Origin of the sequence: Pseudomonas sp. LFM046 (genome assembly GCF_000949385.2) — a bacterium.
In the GTDB taxonomy this organism is placed as follows: domain Bacteria; phylum Pseudomonadota; class Gammaproteobacteria; order Pseudomonadales; family Pseudomonadaceae; genus Metapseudomonas.
The window spans coordinates 3890265-3911284 of sequence record NZ_JYKO02000001.1 but is presented as its reverse complement, the minus strand read 5'-3'; the positions used below and the strand labels follow the sequence as shown (position 1 = coordinate 3911284).

The following is a 21020-nucleotide window of genomic DNA, read 5'->3' as shown; positions in this document are numbered from 1 at the left end:
GTCCGTTGGCTGGGGCTGTCCTGGCTGACCCGGCTCAGTCGTCCAGGTCGTAACCGTCCAGCAGCACCGCGCCGTCGTGGTCGCGGCGCACGCGGGTCAGGCCCGGGTGCTCGGCTTCCAGGCGCAGCAGTTCACGGCGCTGGCGGTCCAGGGTGTGCTGCTGGCCGCGCACCTGTTCCAGCAAACGCCGGTTCTCGTCGCGCAGCAGGTAGAGGTCGACGGCGGCCTGCAGTGCGGTTTCTATCTCGTAGTTCACCCAGGGCTTGGACAGGAAGCGGTAGACCTCGGCGCGGTTGATCGCCTGCATGAGGGTGGCGCGGTCGCCATGGGCGCTGAGCAGCAGGCGCACGGCGTCGGGCTGGCGTTGGCGGGCGAACTGCAGGTAGTTGAGGCCGTCCAGTTGCGGCATGTTGAGGTCGCAGACGATGGCGGCGTACTGGTGCTCGGCCAATGCCGACAGCGCTTCCTCGGGGTTGTCGAACAGGTGCAGGCTCCAGCCCTGGGGGCGCAGCAGACGTTGCAGGGCCGTGAGGATCTGGGGTTCGTCGTCCACCAGTTGGATGTTGATCATGATGTCTGCTCCTTGGCCGGTGCCGCTTCAGCCTCGGGCTGGCGGATATGGAGGGTGTAGCGCGCGCCTTCGCTGGCCTCGAAGGCGATGAGCTTGTCGATCAGCGCGCGGCTGAGCTGCTTGCCGGCGTTGAGCAGGAGCATCCCGCTATCGGCCTGGAGGTTGCGCGCCAGGACCATGCCCGGTTCCAGGCGTCGGGTATCCACGGCGAGGATGCCGGCGGTCGCATCCAGCAGGTCCGGCGCGCTGCGGGTGCAGAAGTCGGTGAAGAGCCGGCAGAGCTCGGGGTCGTAGAGGCGTCCGGCGTAGCGGGTGAGGAACTGCAGGGCTTCCTGGCGCGGCACTTCCCGTTGCAGCACCAGGCCGAATTGCAGCTCGACGAAATCCACCGCCAGTTTGAGCAGCCGGGCGCCGAAGGGGATGTCTTCGCCGCGCAACTGGTCGGGGAAGCCGGTGCCGTTCCAGCGCTCCTGGTGATGGCGGATCAGCCGGCCGGCATCGTGCAGGGGCTCCAGGGCCATCAGCAGGCTTTCGCCAAGGGCCGGGTAGCGGACGTAACGTTCGCGCTCCTCACGGTGCATCAGGTCGCTGGGGCGGTTCAGCAACTGGTCGTCCCAGGTCAGCTTGCCGAGGTTGTAGAGGGCGGCGGCCATGGCCAGGTCTCGTCGGTCGGTCTCCGGCAACTGGTGCTCGGCCGCGAAGGCCCGGACCAAGGCGATGACCTGGGCGTTGCCCTGCGTGTCTCCCGGCAGGCGCTGGGCAAGCAGGGAGGAGAAGACTTCGGTGGCGGTTACGTAGCTGCGCCGCAATTCGTCGTAGGCGAGGTCGAGCATGTCGGCGGTCTGCTGCAGCTCGGCGGTGCGGTCGACGACCCGTTGTTCCAGGCTGGCGTTGAGTTCGTGCAGCCGCTGGTTCTGCTCCAGGGTGAGGCTCTCCAGGCGTCGGTGCTCGCGTTCGGCATGTTGGTGCGCGAGGGCCTGTCGCAGGGTGAAGCGCAGTTCGTCGTCATTCCAGGGTTTGCCCAGGTAGCGGTAGATCTGCCCCTGGTTGATGGCGCGGATGCTGGTGTCCAGGTCGGCGGCGCCGGTGAGGAGGATGCGCACGGTGCCGGGCCAGCGCCGTTGCACCTCGGCCAGCAGGCTGGGGCCGTCGAGACCGGGCATGCGGGCGTCGGAGACCACCAGGTCAACCTGCTGCCCGGCCAGCATGTCCAGGGCAGCACTGCCACTGGTCGCGGTGAGCAGGTCGTAGGGCTCGCCGCGCAGGACCCGGCGCAGGGCGCTGAGGATGTTTTCCTCGTCATCCACCAGCAGCAGGGTCGGGCGGCACGGGGCTTCGGTCATGTGGGCGCTCCGTCCGGCAGGGGCTGGCGCGTGGGCAGCCAGACACGGAAGCGGGTGCCCTGACCGGGACTGCTGAAGACTTCGATGCGCCCATTGTGTTTCTGCACGATGTTGTAGGAGAGCGCGAGGCCGAGCCCCGTGCCCTTGCCCACGGGCTTGGTGGTGAAGAAGGGTTCGTAGATGCGGTTGAGGATGGCCGGGTCGATGCCCTTGCCGTTGTCTTCCACTTCCAGCCAGATCCAGTCGCCCTCGTGGCTGCTGCGCAGCGAGATGCGGCCGAAACCCTCGATGGCGTGGGCAGCGTTGATCAGCAGGTTCATGACCACCTGGTTGATCTGCGAGGGAATGCACTCCACCGGCGGCAGGTCGCCATATTCCCGCACCACTTCGGCCTTGTACTTGAGCTCGTTGTTCACCAGGTTGAGGGTGCTGTCGAAGCCCTTGTGCAGGTCTGCCGCGCGGAATTCCTCCTCTTCGATGTGGGAGAAGTCCTTGAGGGCGGTGATGATCTTCTTGACCCGCTCGATGCCGTCCTCGGATTCGTGGATCAGCGCCTCGACGTCATTGCGGATGTAGTCGTATTCGAGGCTGCGCTTGAGCTGCTGGAGCTCGTCCAGGCTGCTGACGCCGTCCACGGCGTCGACGATGCGCAGCAGGTCGTTGACGTAGCCGGTCAGGGTCTTGAGGTTGGAGAAGACGTAGCCAATGGGGTTGTTGATCTCGTGGGCCACGCCCGCGGCGAGCTGGCCGATGGCGGCGAGCTTTTCCGATTGCAGCAGCTGGGCGTTGGCCTTTTCCAGCTTGTGCATCAGCTGTTCCTGCTCCAACTGCTTGCTGCCCAGGGCGTTGAGGGCGGTGGTCAGTTCCTCGTTGGAGCGGGCGAACTCGGTGGTGTCGTAGAGCAGCAGGCCGAAGCAGCGCTGACCCTGGCAGTCGAAGGGGAAGAACAGGGTGCTTTGCAGCCGCAGCGGGCTGGTCTGGCCTTCGGGGCCATAGTGCATCTGGATCAGGTAGGGGTCTTCGCGCCAGTGGGTGTAGGCATGCAGGCCCTCGTCCCGCGCCTTGGCGACCATCTGTTCGAGGCGGTTGGTGTCGGCTTCCGGGAACACGCTGACCAGCGGTTGGCCGCGCGCCGGGGCCAGTGCCTTGCCGCTGCGTTGGCTGACGAAGGTGTTCCAGTGAAGGATTCGCAGGTCATGGTCGAGAAGGATGACGCCCACCTCGATCTGTTCGACCAGAGCTCCGGCAAAGTCCATAGGGCTGCTATCCATGATGTCGCCCGCTTTTTTTCGCTGAGGATCGGTTGGCAGGGTTGAATTCTGGCGCGTGTCCTACTTTGTTGTACGAAGTGTAAGACAGATTCCAGGCGTTCAATTCCTGACGGCAAGCCTGGGGCCGCGACGAAATTTCCCTCGTTCAGGAGGTCAGGGTAGACCATGGAGCCGAAAGCAAGGACAGAGGCGCCGGTTCGCTACGCATTCCATTTCCCCGATGACCGCCTCTGGGTCCATGAGGTGGACGTGGTGGCGCCACATCCCCCGGAGGATGCCCCGGACTGGGCGCGGCTGGAGTTCCAGCAATGCAGCCATTGCCCGCTGAAGGCGGCAGAGGTGCGTGATTGTCCCTTCGCCCGTGCGCTGGCGCGACCAGTGGCAATGCTGGCGAACTCGCCGTCGTACGAGGAGGTCCTGGTGACCGTGTCCTGTCGCGACCGGGAGATCCGCCAGAAGACCACCCTGCAGCGGGCCGTAGGGTCGTTGCTGGGGTTGCTCGGGGCGACCAGCGGTTGTCCCCACACCCGGATGCTGCGGGCCATGGCCTGGTTCCACTGGCCGTTCAGCACCTCGGCTGAGACCCTCTATCGCTCCCTCGGTACCTACCTGCTGGGCCAGCACCTTCGCCAGGGGCGCGGGTTGGAGCCGGATTGGGCGATGGATGGCCTGCGCGAGCTGTACCGCAACCTGCGGCTGGTCAATCTGGGCATGGCCGGCCGCCTGCGCGCCGCCGCCGAGGAGGATTCCAGCCTCAATGGCCTGATCCTGCTGGACCTGCTGGCAGCGGACACGCTGTATTCCCTGGACAGCTACGAGGGGGAGCTGGACAGGTTTTTCGCGGAGTATTTCGAGGAGGAGTGAGGGGCAAGCCCGCTCCGGGGACGCCGCTTCCTTGTAGGGGCGAACTCATTCGCCAAGGGCAACGCAGTTGCCCCCGCGAACTGTCTGGGCGGACCTGCGGCCCGCTTGGCGATTGAAATCGCCCCCACAGGAAGGCGACTGGACGTTCAGCCACTGAACCCCAGGCGTGCCTTCCAGCGCTTCTCCAGCGGACGGGTTTCGTGATCGAAGGGGTGGAAGCCGGGGCGGTAGTAGTCCAGGTACGGCTTGATCATCTTCGGGAAGTAGCCATTGCGCGGGCCGAGCAGGGTCTTCAGGCCGCGCGACCAGCTGCGCCAGTTGAACAGCTGGCCGTCCTTGCGCATCAGGTGGACCTGGAAGCTCATGATCACGCCGAAGAACAGGAAGGTGGTCAGGAACATGGTGATGGTGCGGATCAGGTAGCCGCCGCCGACGGCGTTGTAGGCGTCGTAGCAGACCGCCTTGTGTTCGTTCTCCTCGATGGCGTGCCACATCCACAGCGTGTACATCTTCGGATCATCCATCTGGGTGTTGATGTCTTCGCGGCGCAGCAATTGCTCGGCCATGGTGGCGGTGAAGTGTTCCAGGGCGCAGGTGGCGGCCAGGCGCTGCTTCTTCGTGGTGAAGCGGGTGACCCATTCCAGCAGGACCTTGATGCGCAGTTCCAGGCGCTCCAGGTCGATGCCGTGCTCGGCGGCGTAGTCGTTGTAGGTGGCGTGTTCCTTGGAGTGCATGGCCTCCTGGCCGATGAAGGCGCTGATGTCCTTCTGCAGTTGCGGATCACTGACCTGGTCGCGCACGGCGCGCACGCTGTCGACGAAGAACTTCTCGCCGTAGGGGAAGAGCGAGGACAGGTTGTTCATGAAGTGGGTCATGAAGGGATCGCCACTCCACCAGTACTTCTGGGTCGACGCGAAGCTGAAATCCATGCGGCGAACGGGGAAATTGGCCTTGGGCAGGGCGGCGCTGGCGGTGGCGGTGGCGGTGGCGGTCATGCGGGATCCTCTCGGGCTCGGGGAGCCGTCCATTGTTGTTATCGGTGGCGCGGGCGACCGTGCCATCAGTCGATGTAACTATTGAGGATCGAGGAGGCGGGCGCGAGGGCCTGGGCGCCAACTTTCGGCGGGTGTTCGCGGGGTGGGGTGGGGCGAGGGGTAACGTCTGCGGAAGGCGCTGTAACCCGGTCAGAGCGGCCGTGCTTCGGTTGGGTGCGGGCCCGCTGGCGCGGGCCCGCACGTCACTCAGCGCTCGTCGAGGGCGAAGGCGGTGAGGGAGAAGGTGGGGATGCCGGCTTCGCCCAGGCGCTCGGAGCCGCCCAGTTCCGGCAGGTCGATGATGGCGGCGGCTTCGAACACGCTGGCGCCCATGCGGCGGACCAGTCGTGCGGCGGCCAGCAGGGTGCCGCCGGTGGCGATCAGGTCATCGAAGATCAGGACCTTGTCGCCTTCGCACAGGCTGTCGCTGTGGACTTCCAGGAAGGCTTCGCCGTACTCGGTCTGGTAGGGCTCGGAGAGCACGTCGGCCGGCAGCTTGCCCTGCTTGCGGAAGAGCACCAGGGGCTTGTTGAGTTCGTAGGCGATGATCGATCCGATCAGGAAGCCACGGGCGTCCATGGCGCCGATGTGGCTGAAGTCGGCTTCGACGTAACGCTGGATGAAGCTGTCGGCCACCAGGCGCAGCGCGCGGGGCGACTGGAACAGGGGAGTAATGTCGCGGAACACCACGCCGGGCTTGGGGAAGTCCAGTACGGGGCGGATCAGGGTCTTGATGGAGAAGTCGTCGAAAATCATCGTCGAGGCCTGGAGGATGGCGGGATGGATCAGGCGGGGCCGCCGGACGGGCAGCCCCGCGGGAATCAGCTTTCGATGCTCCCGCCGGCCATGGCGCAGAGTTCGATGGGGTCGAGGATGTGGACTTCCTTGCCTTCGGCGGCGATCAGGCCGGACTGCTGGAAACGGGTGAAGACGCGGGAGACGGTTTCTACCGCCAGGCCCAGGTAGTTGCCGATTTCGTTGCGCGACATGGCCAGGCGGAACTGGTTGGCGGAGAAACCACGGGCGCGGAAGCGGGCCGAGAGGTTGACCAGGAAGGTGGCGATGCGTTCGTCGGCGGTCTTCTTGGAGAGCAGCAGCATCATTTGCTGGTCGTCGCGGATTTCCCGGCTCATGACCCGCATCAGCTGACGGCGCAGTTGCGGCAGCTGGACCGACAGTTCGTCCAGGCGCTCGAAGGGAATTTCGCACACCGAGGTGGTTTCCAGGGCCTGGGCGGATACCGGGTAGAGCTCGGTGTCCATGCCGGAGAGACCGACCAGTTCGCTGGGCAGGTGGAAACCGGTGATCTGCTCTTCGCCGGCATCGGTGACGGTGAAGGTCTTGAGGGCACCGGAGCGCACCGCGAAGACGGAGCCGAATTCGTCGCCCTGGCGGAACAGGAGTTCACCCTTCTTCAGGGGACGGCCACGCTTGACGATCTCGTCCAGCGCGTCCATGTCTTCCATGTTCAGTGACAGGGGCAGGCAGAGGGCCGCCAAGCTGCAGTCCTTGCAGTGGGCCTGAGGTACGTTACGCACCTTGATGATTTCGGACATGAGCTATTCCTTGCAAAACAAACACACATAACGCGTAAGGTTAACGCAGGGTGTAGGCGACAGCCAGAAAAAGCCTACCTGACCTGTCGCTCAAGTTTTGCCGAAATCAGCCGATAGCCAGTGCGAAATCAGGCATGGAGCAGCCTATGTTGCGCTTGGACACGAATAGCCCCCTGATGCGCGTGGCGGAGGCGGTGCGGCGACAGGTCGCACGTCGGGAGGAAGGACCGGCGGACGCCGACGGTGTGCGTGAGGGCATCCGCGTGAGCCTGTCGAATCTTGGCAAGACCAGTGCCCCGCAGAAGAACGACGATATCGATGAGAGCAGCCTGCCCGACGGCATCAAGGAGTTGCTGAAGCTGATCCGTGCACTGAAGGCGCAGCTCGCCGAGCGGCAGGCCGAGCTGGACGCCATTGCCGCCGACGGGACCCTGGACGTGCAGCGCCTGGAGGCGGTTCGCAGCCAACTCAACGCGCTGCGCAGCGCCTTGACCAGCGCCCAACTCAATCTGGCCAAGGCGGTCCGCGAGGCCGGCCTCAGCGATGAGCAGGCGCTGGAGGTCGGGCGGCTGCTGACCGCCTGACCTGGCGTCAGATCACCCGGGAAAAACGCCGCTGGACCTGGCCCGCCAGGTAGTGGTCGAAGAGCATGCACAGCGAGCGAACCAGCAGGCGGCCGGCGGGGAGTACGTCGATTCGGCTGTCGCTGAGATCGATCAGTCTGTCCTTGGCCATTTGCTCCAGTTGCGGCCAGATATCGCCGAAATAGCCGCGAAATTCGATGTTGAAGTGGGTTTCGATGCTGGCGAAATCCAATTCGAATTCGCAGATCAGTTGCTGGATCACCGCTCGCCGAATGCGATCGTCGTCTTCGCAGACCAGGCCGCGATTGGTGGCGAGCAAGCCCTGTTCCAGGGAGGACTGGTACTCGTTCAACTGGATGGTGTTCTGGCAGTAGAGGTCGCCGATCTGGCTGATGGCGGAAACCCCAAGGCCGATCAGGTCGCAGTGGCCATGGGTGGTGTAGCCCTGGAAGTTGCGTTGCAGGCGGCCGTCTTCCTGGGCGATGGCCAGTTCGTCATCGGGCAGGGCGAAGTGGTCCATGCCGATGTAGCGGTAGCCGGCAGCGGTCAGCTGTTCGATGCTGCGCTGGAGCATTTCCAGTTTCTCGCCGGGGCTGGGCAGGTCTTCGCTGCGGATGCGGCGCTGGGGCAGGAAGCGCTCCGGCAGGTGTGCATAGTTGAATACCGATAGCCGGTCCGGCTGCAGGGCGATCACTTCGTTCACCGTGCGGGCGAAGCTGTCCGGCGTTTGCTTGGGCAGGCCGTAGATCAGGTCGAGGTTCAGCGAGCGGAATTGGAGGGTGCGCGCGGCTTCGACGATGGCGCGGGTTTCTTCCAGGCTCTGCAGCCGGTTGACGGCGCGCTGCACGGCGGGGTCCAGGTCCTGCACACCGAGGCTGACGCGATTGAAGCCCAGGTCCCGAAGCAGGCCCATGGTGGACCAGTCCGCCTCACGCGGATCGATCTCGATGCCGTAGTCGCCCGAATCGTCGTCAAGCAGGTTGAAGTGTGTGCGCAGGTAGTTCATGAGCCGGCGCAGTTCGTCGTGGCTGAGGAACGTGGGCGTGCCACCGCCGAAATGCAGCTGTTCGACCTTCTGTTGTGGGTCGAGGTGGCAGGCGATCAGCTCGATTTCCCGCTCCAGGCGCTCCAGGTAGGGCAGGGCGCGGCCGCGGTCCTTGGTGATGACCTTGTTGCAGGCGCAGTAGTAGCAAATGTTCGCGCAGAACGGCACGTGCACGTAGAGCGAGAGGGGGCGGCTCGCCTTGCGGCTTTCGCGCAGGGCATGGAGCAGTTCGAAGGAGCCCACCCGGTGATTGAACTGCACGGCGGTGGGGTAGGAGGTGTAGCGCGGGCCTGGGGTGTCGTAGCGGCGGATCAGGCCGGCGTCCCAGCTAATGTCGTCGAGCATGCGGGAATCCCCGGTTCGGCTGTCTGTGCCCGGCAGTCTAGGGGGCTCCCGTCATGGCGATCTTGATTTGTATCAAGCGGTGTATGGGCTGTTGACCTGTTCAGTGGCTGTGATGGTGCTCGCTGCTGGCGGTGGTGCCGTGTCCGCCATGGCCCATCAGCCAGGCCTGGTGCGGGCCGGGCAGGGTCCAGAGGCCGAAGAGAATCACCAGCAGGCCACCGGCCACCCGCACGCCGCGCTTGCGCAGCAAGGCGGTCAGGCGCTCGGCGGCCAGGCCCGTGGCAATGAGAACCGGCAGGGTGCCGACGCCGAAGGCCAGCATCAGCAGGGCGCTGTCGGCCGCGGAGCCCTGGCTGGCGGACCAGAGCAGGGTGCTGTAGACGAGGCCGCAGGGCAGCCAGCCCCAGAGACCGCCGAGGAGCAGCGCGCGGGGGAGGCTGGACACCGGCAACAGCTTGCGCGCCACCGGCTGGATGTGGCGCCAGAGCCCCTGGCCCAGGGCTTCGATGCGGGTCAGGCCGCTCCACCAGCCGGCCAGGTACAGGCCCATACAGATCAGCAGCGCCGCCGCGACCACGCGCAGCGCCATGGCGGCCGGGCTGCTGGCAATGGCCCAGCCCGCCAGGCCGATCAGCAGGCCTGCGAGGGTATAGCTGAGGATGCGGCCGACGTTGTAGGCCAGCAGCAGCTGCAGTCGCCGGGCGCGTTGTTCAGGTGGGATGGCGAGGGTCAGGGCGCCCATCAGGCCACCGCACATGCCGAGGCAATGGCCGCCGCCGAGCAGGCCGAGGATGAGGGCGGAGACCAGCAGGGGAGCGAGTTCAGCCACGGGGCTTGTCCTGTTCGTCCTGCTGGGGCTTGTCGTTGCCTTCCGCTTCGGCGATGCCGGCCTGGTGCTTGGGGTCTTCGTCATCGAAGAGGATGCTGTGGGCCGGGCCATCGAGGTCGTCGTACTGGCCGCTGTCCACGGCCCAGAAGAACAGCCAGATGGCGAAACCGACCAGGCCGATGGCGACCGGGATCAGGATGTATAACGCGGGCATGGCGAAATCTCGTTGTGGAGCGGGAGGCGGAAGTCGGAGCGAAGGCACCTCGCTTCGGACTCCAGCCGCCGGTTTCTAGCCTCTGGCCAGCCGGAGGGCATTCAATACCACCAGCAGCGAGCTGACCGACATGCCGAACGCCGCCCAGAGGGGGGTAATCCAGCCAAGGGCGGCGAAGGGCAGAACCAGGCCATTGTACAGGGTCGCCCAGGCCAGGTTCTCGATGATGATGCGGCGGGTCCGGCGGGCGACGGCAAAGGCCTGTACCAGGCTGTCGAGGCGGTTGGACAGCAGCACGGCGTCTGCGCTGGTCTTGGCGAGGTCCGTGGCGCTGCCCATGGCGACGCTGATATCGGCGCCGGCCAGCACCGGCACGTCATTCACGCCATCGCCCAACATGAGGACCCTTTGGCCCTGCTGGTGGAGCTGGCGCAGCACTTCCAGCTTGGCATCCGGCGTGAGGCCGCCACGGGCGTCGTCGATTCCGAGCTGGCGGGCGATGCCGGCGACCATGGGCGAGCTGTCACCGGAGAGCAGCAGCAGCTTCCAGCCACGCTCGCGGCAGGTGTCCAGCAGGGCGGGGGCGTCTGCCCGCAGGCGGTCGTCGAGGACGAACCAGGCCAGCGGTCCCTGTTCATCCCCCAGCAGCAGCCACTGGCCTTGGTCGCCAGGAATGGCCGGAGCCGGCTGGCCGCTGAGTTCGCTGACGAAACCGGGCTGACCGATGCGCAGGCGGCGTTCGCCAACCCGGCCTTCCAACCCGCGCCCCGGCACGCTTTCAACATGCTCGGCGGCCTGGGGGGCGCGGCCGAAGGCTCGGGCGATGGGGTGCTCTGAACGGTTCTCCAGGGCGGCGGCCAGGGCCAGGCAAGCGTCCTTGTCCAGGATGCCCAGGGGGTGGATGGCGCTCAGCGTCAGGCGGCCCTCGGTGAGGGTGCCGGTCTTGTCGAAGATCACCGTGTCGATCTGGTTCAGGCCTTCCAGCACGTGGCCCCGAGTCAGCAGCAGGCCCAGCTTGTGCAGGCTGCCGGTGGCGGTGGTCAGTGCGGTGGGGGTGGCCAGGGCCAGGGCGCAGGGGCAGGTGGCGACCAGCAGGGAAAGCACGACCCAGAAGGCACGATCCGCATCGATCTGCCACCAGACGACGCCGACGATGGCGGCGGCGCCGAGGACGATCAGCAGGAACCACTGGGCTACCTTGTCGGCCACTTCGGCCAGGCGTGGCTTGTCGGCCTGGGCACGTTCCAGGAGGCGGACGATGGCCGAAAGCCGGGTGTCGTCCCCGAGGGCCTGGACTTCGACGGTCAGCGGGCCTTCGACGTTCAGGGTTCCAGCGGTGACGGCGTCGCCCACGCTGCGTGGGTGGGGCAGGTATTCGCCGGTGAGCAGGGACTCGTCGACGCTGGACTGGCCGGACAGGATGCGGCCATCGGCCGGTAGCAAGGCGCCTGGCGGCACCAGCACGCGGTCGCCCACCTTCAGTTCGCTGAGCAGGATGCGCTCGCTATGGCCCCCGGCGTGGAGGCGCAGGCAGGAGGCCGGCAGCAGGTTCACCAATTGTGCCGTGGCGGCCGCGGTGCGCTCGCGGGCGCGACGCTCGAGATAGCGGCCAGCCAGGAGGAAGAGGGCGAACATGCCCACCGCGTCGAAATAGAGTTCACCCACGCCGGTGACGGTGGACCAGATGCCGGCGACGTAGGCACCGCCAATGGCCAGGGAAACCGAGACGTCCATGGTCAGGTGACGGGTGCGCAGATCCCGCAGGGCGCCACGGAAGAACTGGCCGCAGCAGTAGAAGACGATGGGCGTGGTGAGGAACAGGCTGACCCAGCGCAGGATGGTGTCCAGCTCGGGGGACAGGTCGATGTTGAACTCCGGCCAGGTGGCCATGGCGGCCATCATCACCTGCATCCACAGGAGACCGGCGACCCCCAGTTGGCGCATGGCGCGGCGGTTTTCGCTGGCCAGGCGTTCGGCGGCTTCGTCCGCCTTGTAGGGGTGGCCGGCGTAACCGATCTTGCGCAGTTCCTTGAGGAGCTGGCTGAGGGGCATCTGGCTGTCGGACCAGCGCACCTGCAAGCGGTGGTTGGACAGGTTGAGGCTGGCCTCGGCGATGCCCGGCAGCGTTCTGAGGTGCTTCTCGATCAACCAGCCGCAGGCGGCGCAGCTGATGCCTTCGATCAGCAGGCAGGTTTCGCTGAGCTCGCCCTGGTGCTGGACGAAGGGCTGCTGGACTTCGGCACGGTCGTAGAGGGCCAACTCATCAGGCAGCTCGCGGGGCAGGGCGTCGGGGTTGGCGGCGGTGTCGCTGCGGTGGCGGTAGTAGTTCTCCAGGCCGCCGGCGACGATGGCCTCGGCTACCGCCTGGCAACCCGGACAGCACATGGCCCGCGTCTCTCCCAGCACGCGGGCCTCGAAGCGGCTGCCGGCCGGAACCGGCAGCCCGCAGTGATAGCAGGGGAGGGGAGCGCTCATGGGCGCTTATTCGCCAAGGCGGATGACGCTGCCCTTGTCCAGGGTTTCTTCCTCGAACAGGCGCCAGTCCTGGCCCTGCTCCTGGCCGATCAGTTCGACGAAGCGACGGCCGCTGACCGCATCCGGCAGCTGGCCGCGATAGTGGCCGTCAGCCTGGGGCTGAAGCACGATTCGGCGGTCCTTTTCCTGCTGGGTGGGGGAGAGCAGGCTCAGCACCACCTGTTGCGGCCGGCTGGTGCCCGCCAGCTCCAGGTCCACCTGGCCGCTGGCTTCATCCAACCGCAGGCTGGCTTTCATGCCGAGCTGCTTGGCGAGGTTCTCCCGCTCCAGGGAGGTGTTGATGCCCTTGCCGACTTCGTAATAGTTGTCGGCGACCAGGCTCGGCGGATTCTTCGTGGCGATCACCAGCATGGTGGTGCCGAGCACCACCGAGGTGCCGAGGATGGCGATGATGAACCAGGGCCAGGGCTGCTTGTACCAGGGGCTGGGAGTTTCGGACTGCATGGGGCTTCCGTTTGCTAGCGGACGCTGGGGCCAATGAAACGGCTGTCGGCGTCGGTCTTGATACTGGTGTCATCCGCGCTGTGGACGCGGAAGAGGATCTTGTTGGTGCTGGATGGCAGCTGGTCGGGGTCGATGGACAGTTCCACCGGTACCGAGAGCACTTCGCCCGCTTCGGCGCGCACTTCGCGCTTGCCTTCGTAGACCAGGCCGTCCAGGCCCTCGGCATCGATCACGAAGGTCTGGTCCGCCTGGGACTTGTTCATGATCTTCAGGGTGTAGACGTTCTCGATGCGGCCTTGTTCGTTTTCGCGGAACAGCACGCGGTCCTTGATCACGTCCAGTTCCACCAGGGAGCGGATGGCCACGGCGTAGGCGAACAGGCCGATCATGGCGACGAGGGCGATAGCGTAACCGATCAGGCGTGGGCGCATCAGGTGCGTCTTCTGGCCATTCAGGTTGTGTTCGGTGGTGTAGCTGATCAGCCCTTTCGGGTAGTTCATCTTCTCCATGATGCTGTCGCAGGCGTCGATGCAGGCCGCGCAGCCGATGCATTCGATCTGCAGGCCGTCACGGATGTCGATGCCGGTGGGGCAGACCTGGACGCACATGGTGCAGTCGATGCAGTCGCCGAGACCCTGGGCCTTGTAGTCGAGGCCTTTCTTGCGCGGGCCACGGGACTCGCCGCGGCGCGGGTCGTAGGAGACGATCAGGGTGTCCTTGTCGAACATCACGCTCTGGAAGCGGGCGTAGGGGCACATGTAGATGCACACCTGCTCGCGCAACCAACCGGCGTTGCCGTACGTGGCGAGGGTGAAGAAGGACACCCAGAAGTAGGCCCAGCCGCTGGCGGCGCCGGTGAAGAACTCGAAGGCCAGTTCGCGGATGGGGGTGAAGTAGCCGACGAAGGTCATGCCGGTGGCGAAGCCGATCAGCAGCCAGAGGCCATGCTTGGCGGACTTGCGCAGGAGTTTCTGGCCGCTCATGGGGGCCTTGTCGAGCTTCATGCGCTGGTTGCGGTCACCCTCGGTGACTTTCTCGCACCACATGAAGATCCAGGTCCAGACGCTCTGGGGGCAGGTGTAGCCGCACCAGACGCGGCCGGCGAATACGGTAATGAAGAACAGGCCGAAGGCGCAGATGATCAACAACCAGGAGAGGAGTACGAAGTCCTGGGGCCAGAAGGTGGCGCCGAAGATGTAGAACTTGCGTTCGGGCAGGTTCCACCAGACGGCCTGGCGCTCGTTCCAGTTGAGCCAGACGGTGCCGAAGTAAAGCAGGAAGAGGAAGGCGCCGCCGGTCATCCGCAGGTTGCGGAAGAGGCCTGTGAAGGCTCGGGTGTAGATCTTTTCGCGACTGGCGTAGAGGTCGGTGGTTGCACCGCCCTTGGCCGGGGGAGGGGTGATGTTCTTGACGGGAATCTGTTCGCTCATCTTTCTCATACCACGGCGGTCATCGATGCTCGGACCAGTACATTGCCGGTCGGAGTTCTTCTATCCGCTATATATGGTACGCCTGATAGCTGCCTGCCATGTGCGACAGTGCGTCGCGCATGGCAGGCGAGGGTATTACTTGGCTTCAGCTTCTGCAGCAGGTTTCTGCGACAGGCTGTAAACGTAGGCAGCCAGCAGGTGTACCTTGTCGTTGCCGAGGACTTGCTCCTGGGCCGGCATGGTGCCTTGGCGACCGTAGCGGATGGTCTGTTGCAGCTGGGCGTAGCTGCTGCCGTAGATGAAGGCGTTCGGGTGGGTCAGGTTCGGCGCACCCATGGCCGGGGTGCCCTGGCCTTCGGCGCCGTGGCAGGCTACGCAGTTGGCAGCGAAGATGGCCTTGCCGGCTTCCGGATCGGCCTTCACGTCCTTCGGCAGCTCGCGACCGTGCAGGGTCACGCGCAGGAAGGCGGCTACGTCACGCACGCCCTGGTCGCCAATGACTTCGCCCCAGGCCGGCATCAGGCCGTGGCGACCGCCCATGATGGTGGTCTTGATGGTGGCGGCTTCGCCACCCCAGCGCCAGTCGTGGTCGGTCAGGTTCGGGAAGCCGTAGGCGCCCTTGGCGTCGGAGCCGTGGCACACGGAGCAGTAGGACGCGAACATGCGGCCGCCCATTTTCAGGGCTTTCGGGTCCTGCGCTACTTCTTCGATGGGCATGGCAGCGTACTTGGCGAAGATCGGGCCGTACTGCTGGTCAGCCTTGTCCATCTCCTTTTCCCACTGGTGTACGCCGGTCCAGCCGCTCTGGCCGTTGGCGAACGGCTTGCCTTCGGCAACTTCGCCGTAGCCGGGGAACATGCCTTTCCAGTTGCCCATGCCCGGGTACATGACCAGGTAGCCGACGGCGAAGATCAGGGTGCCGACGAACAGCATGAACCACCACTTGGGCAGCGGGTTGTCATATTCCTCGATGCCGTCGAAGGCGTGGCCAACGGTTTCATCGGTGCTTTCCTGACGCTGGCCGCGACGGGTGGCGAAGATCAGCCAGGTCAGCGCCACCAGCGTGGCGCTGGTGAGGAGGGTTACGTACCAACTCCAGAACGAAGTCATTCTTTGTTACTCCTAGAAGCTTGCTCGTCACGCTCGGAGGTTTTGGGCGGCTCATCCGCGAAGGGCAGGTTGGCCGCTTCGTCGAAGCTGCTCTTGCGCTTGCTGCTGTAGGCCCAGAGCACGACGCCGATGAAGGCGACGAAGACAATGAAGGTGCCTATGCCGCGGAGAGTGCCGATATCCATCTTGCGTTACCGTTTGTTCTTGATAGCGGTGCCCAGACCTTGCAGGAATGCGACCAGCGCTTCCATTTCGGTCTTGCCTTTCACTGCTGCCTTGGCGCCGGCGATGTCTTCGTCGGTGTAGGGCACGCCCAGCTTGCGCAGAGCTTCCATCTTGTCAGCGGTGTGCTTGCCGTCGAGCTTGTTCTCAACCAGCCAGGGGTAGGCGGGCATCTTCGACTCCGGCACTACGTTGCGCGGGTTGTACAGGTGCGCACGGTGCCAGTCGTCGGAGTAGCGGCCGCCCACGCGGGCCAGGTCCGGACCGGTACGCTTGGAGCCCCACAGGAAGGGGTGGTCCCAGACGCTTTCGCCGGCCACGGAGTAGTGGCCGTAACGCTCGGTTTCGGCACGGAACGGACGGACCATCTGCGAGTGGCAGCCAACGCAGCCTTCGCGGATGTAGATGTCGCGGCCTTCGAGTTCCAGCGCGGTGCGCGGCTTCATGCCTTCAACCGGGGTGTTAGTCACGTCCTGGAAGAACAGCGGCACGATCTGCACCAGGCCACCGATGCTCACGGCAATCACCATGAACAGGGCCAGCAGGCCGATGTTCTTCTCGACTAATTCGTGTTGCTTCATTAGTGAGCTCCTTGCGGGATCTGCGCAGCGGCGTCGTATTCAGCCGGCTTGGCAGCACGTACGGTGCGGTAGGTGTTGTAGGCCATCAGCAGCATGCCGGTCACGAAGAAGGCGCCGCCGATCATGCGCACCAGGTAGCCCGGGTGGCTGGCTTCAAGGGCTTCAACGAAGGAGTAGGTGAGGGTGCCGTCTTCGTTGACTGCACGCCACATCAGGCCCTGGGTGATGCCGTTGACCCACATGGAGGCGATGTACAGAACGGTACCGATGGTGGCCAGCCAGAAGTGGGCGTTGATCAGACCGACGCTGTGCATCTGCTGGCGGGCGAACACCTTCGGAATCAGGTGGTACAGGGAGCCGATGGAGATCATCGCGACCCAGCCGAGGGCGCCGGCGTGTACGTGGCCGATGGTCCAGTCGGTGTAGTGGGAGAGGGCGTTGACGGTCTTGATGGCCATCATCGGGCCTTCGAAGGTGGACATGCCGTAGAAGGCCAGGGATACCACCAGGAAGCGCAGGATGGGGTCGGAGCGCAGCTTATGCCAGGCGCCGGACAGGCTCATCATGCCGTTGATCATGCCGCCCCAGCTCGGAGCCAGCAGAATCAGGGACATGGCCATGCCGAGGGACTGGGCCCAGTCCGGCAGGGCGGTGTAGTGCAGGTGGTGCGGACCGGCCCAGATGTACAGGGTGATCAGCGCCCAGAAGTGCACGATGGACAGGCGGTAGGAGTAGATCGGACGCTCGGCCTGCTTCGGCACGAAGTAGTACATCATCCCCAGGAAGCCGGTGGTCAGGAAGAAGCCCACGGCGTTGTGGCCGTACCACCACTGGATCATGGCGTCGGTGGCACCGGAGTACATGGAGTACGACTTGAAGGCGTAGACCGGCATTTCCATGCTGTTGACGATGTGCAGCATGGCGGTCACCAGGATGAAGGCGCCGAAGAACCAGTTGCCCACATAGATGTGCTTGGTCTTGCGTTTGATGATGGTGCCGAAGAAGACGACGCAGTAGGTGATCCAGACGAGACCCAGCAGGATGTCGACCGGCCACTCCAGCTCGGCGTACTCCTTGGAGGAGGTGTAACCCAGCGGCAGGGTGATGATTGCCAGCACGATCACGGCTTGCCAACCCCAGAAGGTGAAGGCGGCCAGACTATCGGATACCAGACGGGTCTGGCAGGTGCGCTGCACCACATAGTAGGAAGTGGCGAACAGGGCGCATCCGCCGAAGGCGAAGATCACCGCGTTGGTATGCAGGGGGCGCAGGCGGCCGAAAGAGGTCCAGGGCAGGTTCAGGTTGAGTTCCGGCCACACGAGTTGTGCGGCGATGAACACGCCTAGACCCATCCCTATGACCCCCCAGATCACCGTCATAACGGCGAACTGGCGGACCACCTTATAGTTATAAGCAGTCTGACTGATTGCTGTGCTCATGCTAGGGGTTCCACGGTTAATGGAGTTTTTTGGGGACAAAAAATCGGCGGCAAGTATGGAGAAAGAGGGTAGCCATTGCAACGACACAAGCCGATACAAACCGGGGCCTGGAGCCCTCTGGACAAGGTTTTGTGGCTGTGTTTTCGGCTCTTCTCGACGGGGCGCCGAAGCCTGATGTTTTGCGTGACAGGAAGGATCGCCTTGGAGTTGTGCAAAGTGGCGACTGCGCAACAGCTTAGCTGATGTCAAAGCGGGGAGGGTGTTATTGGTCGGAGAGGTGCGACACTGGGTCGCACTGTATAGAAGGAGGGGTGGACACATCCCTGTGTCCCTGGCACCCGGCTCAGGGTGCCTTTTTGCGCGGCGTGCAGTTTGACCCGAAGGTCTGGCTGCCTGGTTGGAGTGGCGCTTCCGTGCGCCACTCCGACTTCTTCACTACTTGGCGGCCAGTTCCTGATCCTTGTGGGACAGGCTGTAGATGTACGCAGCCAGGACGTGGACCTTGTCCTGGCCCAGGTATTCCTGCTGGGCGGGCATCTGGCCGTTGCGGCCGTAGCGGATGGTCTGCTGCAGCTGGGCAAGGCTGGAGCCGTAGATGAAGGCGGCCGGATGGGTCAGGTCCGGGGCGCCCATGGCCGGAGTGCCCTTGCCTTCGGCGCCGTGGCAGGCGACGCAGGTGGTGGCGAACAGGTTCTTGCCGGCTTCCAGGTCGGCCTTGGCATCTTCCGGCAGCTTCAGGCCGGCCAGGTCCTGGCGGACATAGGCCGCGACGTTCTTCACGCCCTCATCACCCAACACTTCGCCCCAGGCCGGCATGGCGGCCATGCGGCCGTGGAGGATGGTCGTCTTGATGGTTTCCGGCTCGCCGCCCCAGCGCCAGTTGCTGTCGGTGAGGTTGGGGAAGCCCTGGGCACCCTTGGCATCGGAGCCGTGGCAGATGGAGCAATAGGTGGCGAACAGGCGCCCCCCCATCTTCATCGCGTTCGGATCCTTGGCCACGTCCTCGATGGACATGGCGGAGTAGCGGGCGAAGATGGGGCCGTACTGCTGCTCGGCCTTCTTCACTTCACGCTGCCACTGCGCTTCCTGGGTCCAGCCATCGGCGTAGCCGGGGAACAGGCCCTTCCAATTGCCAAGACCCGGGTACATCACCAGGTAGCCGGCAGCGAAGACCAGAGTGCCGACGAACAGCCAGAACCACCACTTGGGCAGCGGATTGTCGTACTCCTCGATGCCGTCGAAGGCGTGGCCCATGGTTTGGTCGGTGGTGCCCTGGGATTCGCCCTTGCGGGTGGCGAAGATCAGCCAGACCAGCGCCAGCAAGGTGAAGAGGGTGAGCAGGGTTATGTACCAGCTCCAGAAAGTGGTCATGCGCGGGTGCTCCTAGAATCGTTCCGGTCGTCGTCGGCGAAGGGCAGGTTGGCAGCCTCGTCGAAGGCGGCCTTGCGCTTTCCGCTGTAGGCCCAACAGATCACGCCGAGTGTGGCGATCAGCACCAGCAGGGTGCCGAGGCCACGCAGGGTTCCGATGTCCATGGCCTTACCTCTTGTTCTTCAGGCTGGTGCCCAGCACCTGCAGGTAGGCGACGAGGGCGTCCATCTCGGTCTTGCCCTTGACCGCCGCCTGGGCGCCGGCGACGTGTTCGTCGGTGTAGGGCACGCCGAGGGTCTGCATGGCGCGGATCTTGGCGGCGGTGTTCTTGCCATCCAGCGTGTTCTCGACCAGCCAGGGGTAGGCGGGCATCTTCGACTCCGGCACCACGTTGCGCGGGTTGTACAGGTGCGCACGGTGCCAGTCGTCGGAGTAGCGGCCGCCCACGCGGGCCAGGTCCGGACCGGTACGCTTGGAGCCCCACAGGAAGGGGTGGTCCCAGACGCTTTCGCCGGCAACGGAGTAGTGGCCATAACGCTCGGTTTCGGCGCGGAACGGACGGATCATCTGCGAGTGGCAGCCAACGCAGCCTTCGCGGATGTAGATGTCGCGGCCTTCCAGTTGCAGGGCGGTGTAGGGCTTCATGCCTTCAACCGGATTGTTGGTCACGTCCTGGAAGAACAGCGGCACGATCTGCACCAGGCCGCCGATGCTGACGGCCAGGATCATGAACAGCGCCATCAGGCCGACGTTCTTCTCGATGACTTCATGCTTTTTCATTTCTCGATTCCTCAGGCGATCTGGGCGATGGCGTCATACTCGGCCGGCTTCGAGGCGCGGGCGGTGCGCCAGGTGTTCCAGGCCATGAAGAACATGCCGCTGAGGAAAATGGCCCCGCCGAGTACCCGGACCACGAAGCCGGGGTGGCTGGCTTCAAGGGCTTCGACGAAGGAGTAGGTGAGGGTGCCGTCTTCATTGACTGCACGCCACATCAGGCCCTGGGTGATGCCGTTGACCCACATGGAGGCGATGTAGAGCACCGTGCCGATGGTGGCCAGCCAGAAGTGGGTGTTGATCAGACCGGTGCTGTACATCTGCTCACGGCCGAACACTTTCGGAATCAGGTGGTACAGAGAGCCGATGGACACCATTGCAACCCAGCCGAGGGCGCCGGCGTGTACGTGGCCGATGGTCCAGTCGGTGTAGTGGGAGAGGGCGTTGACGGTCTTGATGGCCATCATCGGGCCTTCGAAGGTGGACATGCCGTAGAAGGCCAGGGACACCACCAGGAAACGCAGGATGGGGTCGGAGCGCAGCTTATGCCAGGCCCCGGAGAGGGTCATCATGCCGTTGATCATGCCGCCCCAGGAGGGTGCCAGCAGCACCAGGGACATCACCATGCCGAGGGACTGGGCCCAGTCCGGCAGGGCGGTGTAGTGCAGGTGGTGCGGACCGGCCCAGATGTACACCGCGATCAGCGCCCAGAAGTGGACGATGGACAGGCGATAGGAATACACCGGGCGTTCGGCCTGCTTCGGCACGAAGTAGTACATCATCCCGAGGAAGCCGGCGGTGAGGAAGAAGCCCACGGCGTTGTGGCCGTACCACCACTGGATCATGGCGTCAGTGGCTCCGGAGTACAGGGAGTAGGACTTGGTCAGGGTGACCGGGATTTCCAGGTTGTTGACCAGGTGCAGGATGGCCACGGTGAGAATGAAGCCGCCGAAGAACCAGTTCCCTACATAGATGTGCTTGGTCTTGCGCTTGACTACCGTGCCGAAGAACACAATGGCGTAGCTGACCCAGACGATGGTGATCAGGATGTCGATCGGCCATTCCAGCTCGGCGTATTCTTTCGAGCTGGTCCAGCCCATGGGCAGGCTGATGGCGGCCAGCACGATCACCAGTTGCCAACCCCAGAAGGTGAAGGCGGCGAGCTTGTCGGAGATCAGTCGCGTCTGGCAGGTGCGCTGCACGGCGTAGTAGGAGGTAGCGAACAGCGCACAACCCCCGAACGCGAAGATCACCGCGTTGGTGTGCAGCGGTCGCAGGCGGCCGAACGAGGTCCAGGGCAGGTTGAAGTTGAGTTCCGGCCAGGCCAGTTGTGCGGCAATGAGAACGCCGAGCCCCATCCCGACGATTCCCCAGACCACCGTCATGATGGCGAACTGGCGGACCACCTTGTAGTTGTAGGCGGTACTGCTTGCTGTGTTCATGTTATGGGCTTCCGTC

General features: G+C 64.6%; 22 protein-coding genes. 2 read left to right on the top strand and 20 right to left on the bottom strand.

The genetic code is table 11. From position 1 onward, the window contains the following. Window positions 1-34 precede the first annotated feature (34 nt). From TQ98_RS18065 to TQ98_RS18055, 3 genes are read right to left on the bottom strand one after another with little or no spacing between them, the layout of a single operon-like run. The gene (locus TQ98_RS18065; protein WP_044870288.1) at window positions 35-571 is read right to left on the bottom strand and encodes a response regulator; all 537 of its coding nucleotides are present in this window, start codon (window positions 569-571) and stop codon (window positions 35-37) included. Next, window positions 568-1914 carry an HD domain-containing phosphohydrolase gene (locus TQ98_RS18060; RefSeq protein ID WP_044870287.1) on the bottom strand — a complete coding sequence of 449 codons (1347 nt, stop codon included), beginning with the start codon at window positions 1912-1914 and terminating at the stop codon, window positions 568-570. Before TQ98_RS18060 ends, TQ98_RS18065 begins: the two co-directional genes overlap by 4 nt. Then, window positions 1911-3185 (bottom strand): ATP-binding protein, encoded by a 1275-nt coding sequence (locus TQ98_RS18055; RefSeq protein WP_044870286.1) that lies wholly within the window; start codon window positions 3183-3185, stop codon window positions 1911-1913. Before TQ98_RS18055 ends, TQ98_RS18060 begins: the two co-directional genes overlap by 4 nt. A gap of 165 nt (window positions 3186-3350) precedes the next feature. Here TQ98_RS18055 and TQ98_RS18050 point away from each other — a divergent pair, with 165 nt between their 5' ends. After that, a complete protein-coding gene (locus TQ98_RS18050; protein ID WP_044870285.1) occupies window positions 3351-4049 on the top strand; it encodes a hypothetical protein in 699 nt (232 codons plus the stop codon). Window positions 4050-4195: 146 nt separating this feature from the next. On the opposite strand, the gene TQ98_RS18045 is transcribed toward TQ98_RS18050, so the two are convergent. From TQ98_RS18045 to fnr, 3 genes are all read right to left on the bottom strand, one after another. Further along, window positions 4196-5044 carry a metal-dependent hydrolase gene (locus TQ98_RS18045; protein WP_044870284.1) on the bottom strand — a complete coding sequence of 283 codons (849 nt, stop codon included), beginning with the start codon at window positions 5042-5044 and terminating at the stop codon, window positions 4196-4198. A 246-nt stretch (window positions 5045-5290) separates the two neighbouring features. After that, a complete protein-coding gene (locus TQ98_RS18040) occupies window positions 5291-5839 on the bottom strand; it encodes an adenine phosphoribosyltransferase (RefSeq protein WP_044870283.1) in 549 nt (182 codons plus the stop codon). A gap of 65 nt (window positions 5840-5904) precedes the next feature. After that, on the bottom strand, window positions 5905-6639 hold the full coding sequence (fnr, locus tag TQ98_RS18035) for a fumarate/nitrate reduction transcriptional regulator Fnr (protein WP_044870282.1): 735 nt from the start codon (window positions 6637-6639) through the stop codon (window positions 5905-5907). A 146-nt stretch (window positions 6640-6785) separates the two neighbouring features. Between fnr and TQ98_RS18030 the strand changes: the two genes are divergently transcribed. Continuing rightward, a complete protein-coding gene (locus TQ98_RS18030) occupies window positions 6786-7223 on the top strand; it encodes a hypothetical protein (RefSeq protein WP_177410183.1) in 438 nt (145 codons plus the stop codon). Window positions 7224-7230: 7 nt separating this feature from the next. Here TQ98_RS18030 and hemN read toward each other — a convergent pair whose 3' ends face one another. The 14 genes from hemN to ccoN (TQ98_RS17960) all read right to left on the bottom strand — a co-directional run bounded on the left by hemN (window position 7231) and on the right by ccoN (TQ98_RS17960) (window position 21004). After that, entirely contained in the window at window positions 7231-8613 is a 1383-nt protein-coding gene (gene hemN / locus TQ98_RS18025) for an oxygen-independent coproporphyrinogen III oxidase (RefSeq protein ID WP_044870281.1), read from the bottom strand. 100 nt (window positions 8614-8713) lie between these two features. Further along, window positions 8714-9442, bottom strand: a complete 729-nt coding sequence (locus tag TQ98_RS18020) for a sulfite exporter TauE/SafE family protein (RefSeq protein WP_044870280.1) — start codon at window positions 9440-9442, stop codon at window positions 8714-8716. After that, entirely contained in the window at window positions 9435-9656 is a 222-nt protein-coding gene (gene ccoS, locus TQ98_RS18015; protein ID WP_044870279.1) for a cbb3-type cytochrome oxidase assembly protein CcoS, read from the bottom strand. The genes TQ98_RS18020 and ccoS overlap by 8 nt, the downstream gene beginning before the upstream one ends. Before the next feature lie 75 nt (window positions 9657-9731). After that, window positions 9732-12131 carry a heavy metal translocating P-type ATPase gene (locus tag TQ98_RS18010; RefSeq protein ID WP_044870278.1) on the bottom strand — a complete coding sequence of 800 codons (2400 nt, stop codon included), beginning with the start codon at window positions 12129-12131 and terminating at the stop codon, window positions 9732-9734. Window positions 12132-12137: 6 nt separating this feature from the next. Further along, window positions 12138-12635: a FixH family protein gene (locus tag TQ98_RS18005; protein ID WP_044870277.1), complete on the bottom strand. Its 498-nt coding sequence runs from the start codon at window positions 12633-12635 to the stop codon at window positions 12138-12140. A 14-nt stretch (window positions 12636-12649) separates the two neighbouring features. After that, the gene (gene ccoG / locus TQ98_RS18000) at window positions 12650-14065 is read right to left on the bottom strand and encodes a cytochrome c oxidase accessory protein CcoG (RefSeq protein WP_044870276.1); all 1416 of its coding nucleotides are present in this window, start codon (window positions 14063-14065) and stop codon (window positions 12650-12652) included. Between the two features lie 135 nt (window positions 14066-14200). Continuing rightward, the gene (gene ccoP / locus TQ98_RS17995) at window positions 14201-15175 is read right to left on the bottom strand and encodes a cytochrome-c oxidase, cbb3-type subunit III (protein ID WP_044870275.1); all 975 of its coding nucleotides are present in this window, start codon (window positions 15173-15175) and stop codon (window positions 14201-14203) included. Next, on the bottom strand, window positions 15172-15360 hold the full coding sequence (locus TQ98_RS17990; RefSeq protein WP_044870274.1) for a CcoQ/FixQ family Cbb3-type cytochrome c oxidase assembly chaperone: 189 nt from the start codon (window positions 15358-15360) through the stop codon (window positions 15172-15174). Before TQ98_RS17990 ends, ccoP (TQ98_RS17995) begins: the two co-directional genes overlap by 4 nt. A 6-nt stretch (window positions 15361-15366) precedes the next feature. Further along, on the bottom strand, window positions 15367-15978 hold the full coding sequence (gene ccoO, locus TQ98_RS17985; protein WP_044870273.1) for a cytochrome-c oxidase, cbb3-type subunit II: 612 nt from the start codon (window positions 15976-15978) through the stop codon (window positions 15367-15369). Then, on the bottom strand, window positions 15978-17417 hold the full coding sequence (ccoN, locus tag TQ98_RS17980) for a cytochrome-c oxidase, cbb3-type subunit I (RefSeq protein WP_044870272.1): 1440 nt from the start codon (window positions 17415-17417) through the stop codon (window positions 15978-15980). Before ccoN (TQ98_RS17980) ends, ccoO (TQ98_RS17985) begins: the two co-directional genes overlap by 1 nt. 435 nt (window positions 17418-17852) lie before the next feature. Further along, a complete protein-coding gene (ccoP, locus tag TQ98_RS17975) occupies window positions 17853-18788 on the bottom strand; it encodes a cytochrome-c oxidase, cbb3-type subunit III (protein ID WP_044870271.1) in 936 nt (311 codons plus the stop codon). Then, the gene (locus tag TQ98_RS17970) at window positions 18785-18952 is read right to left on the bottom strand and encodes a CcoQ/FixQ family Cbb3-type cytochrome c oxidase assembly chaperone (protein WP_044870270.1); all 168 of its coding nucleotides are present in this window, start codon (window positions 18950-18952) and stop codon (window positions 18785-18787) included. Before TQ98_RS17970 ends, ccoP (TQ98_RS17975) begins: the two co-directional genes overlap by 4 nt. 4 nt (window positions 18953-18956) lie before the next feature. Next, entirely contained in the window at window positions 18957-19568 is a 612-nt protein-coding gene (gene ccoO, locus TQ98_RS17965) for a cytochrome-c oxidase, cbb3-type subunit II (protein WP_044870269.1), read from the bottom strand. Window positions 19569-19579: 11 nt separating this feature from the next. Then, on the bottom strand, window positions 19580-21004 hold the full coding sequence (gene ccoN / locus TQ98_RS17960) for a cytochrome-c oxidase, cbb3-type subunit I (protein WP_044870268.1): 1425 nt from the start codon (window positions 21002-21004) through the stop codon (window positions 19580-19582). Between the last annotated feature and the right edge of the window lie 16 nt (window positions 21005-21020).